The organism is Streptomyces virginiae (assembly GCF_040638905.1).
Classification (GTDB): domain Bacteria; phylum Actinomycetota; class Actinomycetes; order Streptomycetales; family Streptomycetaceae; genus Streptomyces; species Streptomyces virginiae_B.
On the sequence record NZ_JBEZYV010000057.1, the window covers coordinates 23433 to 29569 of the forward strand.

A 6137-nucleotide genomic window follows, 5' to 3' on the forward strand; every position below is an offset into this window, starting at 1 on the left:
CGGGCGAAACCCCGTCAACGGGGCTTGTCCTCCGCCTCCCCGCCGTCGTCGTAGGCGGACGTGCCCGCGTCGAGCAGGGGCTCCTGAGGCTTCAAGTGCGCGGGGGCGAAGCGCCGCAGCGCGTGGTAGCCGCCGATCACCACGATCGTGCCCAGCGCGATGCCGCCCAGCTCGAAGCTGTCGGTGATCTGCAGCTTCACGCCGCCGACACCGATGATGATGCCGGCCGCGGCCGGCACCAGGTTCAGCGGATTGCGCAGGTCCACCCTGCCGTTGATCCAGATCTGGGCGCCGAGCAGGCCGATCATGCCGTAGAGGATGACGGTGATGCCGCCCAGGACGCCGCCCGGGATCGCGGCGACGACCGCGCCGAACTTGGGGCACAGGCCGAAGAGCAGTGCGAAACCCGCCGCCGCCCAGTAGGCCGCCGTGGAGTAGACGCGGGTGGCCGCCATGACGCCGATGTTCTCGGAGTACGTGGTGTTGGGCGGGCCGCCGACCGCCGTGGACAGCATCGACGCGGCGCCGTCCGCCGCGATGGCCGTGCCCAGCTCGTCGTCGAGGGGGTCGCCGGTCATCTCGCCGACGGCCTTGATGTGCCCGGCGTTCTCGGCGATCAGCGCGATCACCACGGGAAGGGCGACCAGGATCGCCGACCACTCGAAGGACGGCCCGTGGAAGGACGGCAGCCCGACCCAGTCGGCCTTCGCGACCGCGGAGAGGTCCAGGCGCCAGTGGTCCACGGCCGCCTCGCCGCCCACCGTCGAGTGGATCTTCCCGAACAGCAGGTCGGAGAGCCAGGAGATCGCGTACCCGAAGACCAGCCCCAGGAAGATCGCGATGCGCGACCAGAAACCGCGCAGGCAGACCACGGCGAACCCGGTGAACAGCATGGTCAGCAGCGCCGTCCACTGGTCCTGCGGCCAGTACGTCGACGCCGTCACCGGCGCCAGGTTGAAGCCGATCAGCATCACCACCGCGCCCGTGACGATCGGCGGCATCGCCGTGTGGATGATGCGGGCGCCGAAGCGCCGCACCGCGAGACCGGCCAGGAACAGTGCCGCGCCGACGACGAACACGGCACCCGTGACGACCGCGCTGTCCCCGCCCGCCGCCCGGATCGCCGCCGCGACACCGACGAAGGACAGCGAGCAGCCCAGGTACGAGGGCACCCGGCCGCGCGTCGCGAGCAGGAAGATCACCGTCGCGATGCCGGACATCATGATGGCCAGGTTCGGATCCAGGCCCATCAGGACCGGGGCGACGAAACTCGCCCCGAACATCGCCACGACGTGCTGGGCGCCCAGCCCGGCGGTCCGCGGCCACGACAGCCGCTCCTCCGGCCGGACCACCGCGCCGGGGGCGGGAGTCCGCCCGTCACCGTGCAGGGTCCAGCCCACGCCGAGGCCCATGTTCCACTCCTCTTTCCCGGTCTTTCCGGCCATCCGGACGAGCGCGGCCGCGGCCGCGCCCACATCGAGGCCGCAGCGCACGGAGTGCTGCTGCGGCCAGTCGACATATTACGGCCGGATATCGGCAGGTTCGTCCCGGTCGGAGGGGCCGGCCTTCCCGGTGAACCCGCCCCCGGACTGCCCGACCGGGGACTTCGGGCGCAGCACCGCTGCACCCACCACCAGCGCGAACGCCAGCACGGTCACCAGCCCGAACGACACCACCAGCGAGGTCGCGTCGGCCACGGCGCCGATCGCCGACGGTGCGATCAGCCCCGAGGTGTAGGTGATCGTCGCGACACCGGCGATCGCCCGCGCCGGAGCCGGGCCGCTGCGGCCCGCCGCGGCGAAGGCCAGCGGGACCACCACCGCGATGCCGAGGCCGATCATCCCGAAGCCGGCCAGTGCCCCGGCCGGGTGCTGGACGCCGACCACGAGCAGACCGCCCACAGTCGCCAGGACGCCGCCCGCGCGGACCGTGCGCACCGGCCCGAAGCGGTCCACCACCCGGTCGCCGACGAGCCGGGCCACGGCCATGGTCAGCGCGAAGGCTGTGGTGGAGGCGGCCGCCAGGCCCGCGTCCGTGTGCAGGACGTCCCGCAGGTAGACCGCCGACCAGTCCAGGCTCGCACCCTCGGCGAACACCGCGCAGAACCCGATCGCGCCGATCAGCAGCGCGGACCTGGGCGGCAGCGCGAAGTGCGGCGGCGCCTCCGTCTCCTCGTCGCTGCGCAGGTCCAGCACGCCCTGTACGGCGACCAGCCCGCCCGCGGTCAGGACGAGCGCGGCGACCAGGTGGTGCAGCCGGGCGTCGGTCCCGGTGTGCGCGGCGACCGTACCGGCGGCGGACCCCAGCAGCGCGCCCACGCTCCACATGCCGTGCAGGGAGGACATGATCGAGCGGCCCAGCCGGTTCTCGGTCTCCACGCCCAGCGCGTTCATCGCCACGTCCGACATGCCCGCGGTGGCCCCGTAGACGAGGAGGGCGATGCACAGGACGGGCAGGTTCGGGGCGAGGCTCGGCAGGATCAGCGAGAGGGTCCACATGGCCAGCAGCCCCCGCAGCGCGGCCCGCGCGCCGAAGCGGTGGTTGATCCGCCCGGCCAGCGGCATCGCCAGCGCGGCGCCCAGGGCGGGGAAGGCGAGCGCGAGCCCCAGGGTGCCCGCGCTGAGCTGGGCGTGGTCCTGGATCCAGGGGATGCGCGTGGCGAAGGAGCCGGTGACGGCGCCGTGGGCGCAGAAGACGGCGGCGATGGCGAAACGGGCATGGCGCAGGCGCGCTGGGCTGAGGTCGGAATCCCCGGTCATGACGCATAAACTATCAGGGACCCTGCCTGATAGATGATGGTCCCGACTCCCTAGGATGGGCGCCGTGACTCCAGCGACCGCACCGGTACCGTCCCCCGCCTCACCCAGCACGGCCCGGGCCATCAACGACCGCCTCGCCCTGCAACTCCTTCAGGACTCCGGACCGCTGACGGCCACCCAGCTGAAAACCCTGACCGGCCTCTCCCGCCCCTCCGTCGCCGACCTCGTCGACCGGCTCACCGAAGCCGGCCTGATCGAAGTCGTCGGCGAATCCGGCGAACAGCGCCGCGGCCCCAACGCCAAGCTCTACGGGATCGTCGCCAGCCGCGCCCACCTGGCCGCACTCGACGTCCGCACCGACCGGGTCACCGCCGTCGTCACCGACCTGCTCGGCCACCCCCTCGCCGAAGCCGCCCTCCCCGTCGGCGCACCCGAGGACGCGGTCGCGGCCCTGCTGCGCACCGCCCACGAGGCCGGCGCCGCCGAACTGCACACCGTCGTCGTCGGTGCCCCCGGCCTGGTCACTCCCGCCACCGGCGAACTCCGCGACACCATCGGCCTCCCCGCCTGGCACCGCGACCTGGTCACCGCCCTCCAACGGACCCTGCCCGCCGTCGTGGTCGTCGAGAACGAGACCAACCTGGCCGCCCTCGCCGAGCAGCGCCTCGGCGTCGCCCGCGACCTGGACTCCTTCGTCCTGCTGTGGCTCGGCGCCGGCGTGGGCGCGGCGGTCGTCCTGGACGGCCGGCTGCGCCGCGGCGCCTCCGGCGGCGCGGGCGAGATCGGCTTCCTCCCGGTGCCGGGCACCGGCGGACTGCCCTCGGCCGCCGACTGCGCGGGCGGGTTCCACGCCCTGGCCGGCCGGGACGCCGTGACCGCGCTGGCGCGCGAACACGGCTTCACGGGCCCCGCCGAGCAGGCCGTCGCGGGCGCCGCGGGCGAGCCCTTCCTCGAAGCCCTCGCCGAACGCCTCGCCCTGGGCGCCGCGGCCGCCGCGGCCCTCCTCGACCCCGGATGCGTCGTCCTGGCCGGAGAACTCGGCCGCGCGGGCGGCCCCGCCCTGGCCGCCCGCGTCTCCCACCGGCTGGCGAAACTGACCCCCGTCCCCACGGAGATCCGCGCCACCACCCTGGGCGACCCGGCAGTCCTGTCGGGCGCCCGCCTGGCCGCCCGCGAAGCGGCCCAGGGCGTCCTCTTCGGGGGGTAACCCCACCCGGCGTGCGGGCGGTAGCGGGATCGTACGGCCCGGCCGCGCCCGGAAGGATCGGCCTCGGCGTCCACCGCCGTATTGCCGACGATCACAGGGGAGCTGGCTCATGGGGAAACAGGCACGGAAGAAGCTGCGGCCGGTCGCGGCGGTCACGGCCGTCGCAGTCATGGCCCTGAGCGCCCTGAGTGTCCGGGCGCCGTCCGTCGCGGCCGCGACGGGACCGGGCACCGTCCAGCAGAACCTGAACCGGCTCGTGCGCTCCGACGGCCTGCCCGCCGCGCTGGCGAGCGTCACGGAACGCGCCGGCCGGACCCGTACGTACGTCGCAGGGGTCGGCGACCTGGCCACCGGATCGAAGGTGCCCAGGGACGGGCAGGTGCGCATCGGCAGCAACACCAAGACCTTCACCGCCGTGGTCGTACTCCAACTGGTCGGCGAGGGCAGGGTCGGCCTGGACGCCCCCGTCGACACCTACCTCCCCGGCCTCGTCCGCGGGGAGGACATCGACGGACGCCACATCACCGTCCGCCAGCTGCTGCAACACACGAGCGGACTTCCCAACTACACCGAGCACGACGACCTCCAGCCCCGGCCGTATCACCCCCGCGACCTCCTCGACATCGCTCTCCGGCACAAGGCCGACTTCGCCCCCGGGGCCAAATGGGCCTACAGCAACACGAATTACGTCCTGGCCGGCCTGATCGCCGAAAAGGTCACCGGCCGGCCCCTCGCCCAGGAGATCGACCGGCGCATCATCCAGCGCCTCGGGCTGCGCCACACCTATTTCCCCGCCCCCGGGGACGTGACCATCCGCGAGCCGCACCCCCACGGTTACCACCGGGAATCAGCGAACGGGCCGCTGCGCGACATCACGGAAATGGACCCCTCCTGGAGCTGGGCGGCCGGCCAGCTGATCTCCACCAACTCGGACCTCAACCGCTTCTTCTCCGAGCTCCTACGGGGCCACCTCCTCCCGGACGCCCAGCTCGCCCAGATGCGCACCACCGTCCCCGCCGACTACCTCGGCCGCGGCGCGGGCTACGGACTGGGGCTCGTGAGCAGGCCCCTGTCGTGCGGCGGCGTCTACTGGGGCCACGGCGGCAGCTTCCCCGGATACGAGACCCGGGGCGGAGCCACCGAGCACGGCCGCCGCGCCGCCCACATCGCGGTGACCACCCAAGCGACCGACAAGACGGTGATGGAACGCGTCGACGCCACAGTGGACGAAGCCCTCTGCCCGTGACCATCAGCGCGGCATGCGCCGCCCCAGTTCCCACGCCCTCGCGCGCATCCCCGCACCCCACGCTCCACCCTCCGCAGGAGCGGACAGCCCCGTCACACCGGAGGCCTGCACGTTTTCGAAGGGGGTCTCCGGTGTGGCCCCGTGCTGCCCCCAGTCCACCCGGATGCCGGCGCGCTCCGCGAGCACCACCACCGTGGCGGTGAACCCTTCGGAGAGCGCGAGCATGACGGCGTGGCTGGTCCTCCGGTGCCGCGCCAACAGGGCATTGACGAAGACCTCGAAGACGGCGGGGTCGATCTGGCACTCGTCGTTCTCCATCGGCCCGATGCCGGAAGGGAGTCCCATCTCCGCCTCGAAGGCGGCCACTTGGCGCTGAAACATCCGCGAGGCGCCGTTGGACGGGTTCCACAGGGTCTCGTCGCCCACGTCAAAGTACTGGCTCACCACGCCACCTCTCAGTTGATCACGACGCGTCAGGGTACGGGGTGGGGTGGTGTCGGAGGCGGCGGCGGCGGCGGGGGCGGAGGCGGGGGCGGTGGTTGCGGAAGGTCGGGAGCCGCTCGGGCGGGGGTCGGGGAGGCGTGGGGGTTCGGGATGGTCGGGAGCCGCTCGGGCGGCGACGGGAAGGACGCGGGGGCTTCGGGATGGTCGGGAGCCGCTGGAGCGGCGTCAGGGATGTCCTGGGGGTTTCCCGTCAGTCCCATCGTCTCTCCGTGTCGGGCCGGCCCGTCAAGGGCGCTCCTTCGTCGCGTCACTTCGTGATGGCCTTCGGCCACCCTTGACCGACCGTCCCGCCCCGGAAATACGAGGACAGCCGGGAAGCCCCCAGAGGAACGGGCCCTGACCAGTTTTCAGGGACGGGGCGTCGGATGCGTCCGGGCGGAGCCCGGGGCGCATCCAATCTCTACGCGCTCCTGCCTGACGG

General features: G+C 73.1%; 5 protein-coding genes. 2 read left to right on the forward strand and 3 right to left on the reverse strand.

Annotated features, from left to right (window positions below):
- Positions 1–14: 14 nt before the first annotated feature.
- Together AB0F82_RS36985 and AB0F82_RS36990 are read right to left on the reverse strand one after the other, a co-directional pair.
- Entirely contained in the window at positions 15–1412 is a 1398-nt protein-coding gene (locus tag AB0F82_RS36985) for a uracil-xanthine permease family protein (protein ID WP_362635821.1), read from the reverse strand.
- 108 nt (positions 1413–1520) lie between these two features.
- The gene (locus tag AB0F82_RS36990; RefSeq protein WP_362635812.1) at positions 1521–2759 is read right to left on the reverse strand and encodes an MFS transporter; all 1239 of its coding nucleotides are present in this window, start codon (positions 2757–2759) and stop codon (positions 1521–1523) included.
- 55 nt (positions 2760–2814) lie between these two features.
- Between AB0F82_RS36990 and AB0F82_RS36995 the strand changes: the two genes are divergently transcribed.
- Positions 2815–3966, forward strand: coding sequence for an ROK family transcriptional regulator (locus tag AB0F82_RS36995; RefSeq protein ID WP_356812770.1), 1152 nt, complete (start codon positions 2815–2817; stop codon positions 3964–3966).
- A gap of 109 nt (positions 3967–4075) precedes the next feature.
- Positions 4076–5212: a serine hydrolase domain-containing protein gene (locus tag AB0F82_RS37000; RefSeq protein ID WP_362635815.1), complete on the forward strand. Its 1137-nt coding sequence runs from the start codon at positions 4076–4078 to the stop codon at positions 5210–5212.
- Positions 5213–5215: 3 nt separating this feature from the next.
- Here AB0F82_RS37000 and AB0F82_RS37005 read toward each other — a convergent pair whose 3' ends face one another.
- The gene (locus tag AB0F82_RS37005; RefSeq protein WP_362635818.1) at positions 5216–5656 is read right to left on the reverse strand and encodes a DUF6086 family protein; all 441 of its coding nucleotides are present in this window, start codon (positions 5654–5656) and stop codon (positions 5216–5218) included.
- Positions 5657–6137: the final 481 nt, after the last annotated feature.

Coding starts and splice junctions, on each gene's coding strand:
- AB0F82_RS36985 (WP_362635821.1), bottom strand. CDS start 1,412: ATGGGCCTCGGCGTGGGCTGGACCCTGCACGGTGACGGGCGGACTCCC.
- AB0F82_RS36990 (WP_362635812.1), bottom strand. CDS start 2,759: ATGACCGGGGATTCCGACCTCAGCCCAGCGCGCCTGCGCCATGCCCGT.
- AB0F82_RS36995 (WP_356812770.1), top strand. CDS start 2,815: ATGGGCGCCGTGACTCCAGCGACCGCACCGGTACCGTCCCCCGCCTCA.
- AB0F82_RS37000 (WP_362635815.1), top strand. CDS start 4,076: ATGGGGAAACAGGCACGGAAGAAGCTGCGGCCGGTCGCGGCGGTCACG.